The 612-nt window shown below is 47.9% G+C and carries 1 protein-coding gene; it reads left to right on the top strand.

Annotated features, from left to right (window positions below):
- The coding region (locus HMPREF2541_RS11810) for a virulence factor TspB C-terminal domain-related protein (protein WP_210387132.1) at positions 1-461 on the top strand (461 nt) is incomplete at its 5' end.
- Positions 462-612 lie beyond the last annotated feature (151 nt).

Genomic DNA, 612 nt, shown 5'->3' with positions numbered 1-612 from the left:
GCAAACAGCCAAAGCATGATGATGGCAAACAGCCTAAGGGCGAAGGACAGGGCGATAGCTCGGGCGATGGTAACGGCAAAGGCAACAAAGGCGAAGGCAGCGGCAAGGGCGAAGGCTCGGACGGTGGCAGCGGCAAAGGAAGCAAAGGCGAAGGCAGCGGCAAGGGCGAAGGCTCTGGCGATGCTGAAGGCAAAGGCATGTTTAAAGGTGGCGCGGGTAGCGGTCAACTTGGGGACGTTCGTGTCCCCAAATCTCGGGATGGCATAGGCTGGAAGGGGGATTTTTTCCTACGCAATCCGAACCAATGCCCGCAAGATAAAACTATGAATGTTTTGGGGCGTAGCATGACCTTCAGCTATTCCAAAATGTGTGAGTTTTTAGATATGTTATCGCCAGTCATTAAAGCGGTATTTATGTTTATTGCTGGCATGTTGGTAGTGAAATCAATAAGGGCTAAATGATGGAAACTTTAACCAATTTTATCAATAAGATTTTTCAGAATGCTATTGGCAAGCTAATGGCTGCCTTTGGCGTTTCTTTCGTCTCTTTTACCAGTTACGAACAGGGGCTTGATTACGTTAAAAACGGCGTTAGCGGCTTTTTAAATAGTAT

The sequence above is a fragment of the Eikenella sp. HMSC061C02 genome (assembly GCF_001809035.1).
Classification (GTDB): domain Bacteria; phylum Pseudomonadota; class Gammaproteobacteria; order Burkholderiales; family Neisseriaceae; genus Eikenella; species Eikenella corrodens.
The sequence above is the reverse complement of the archived record's forward strand: the minus strand, read 5'-3'. Positions and strand labels throughout refer to the sequence as shown.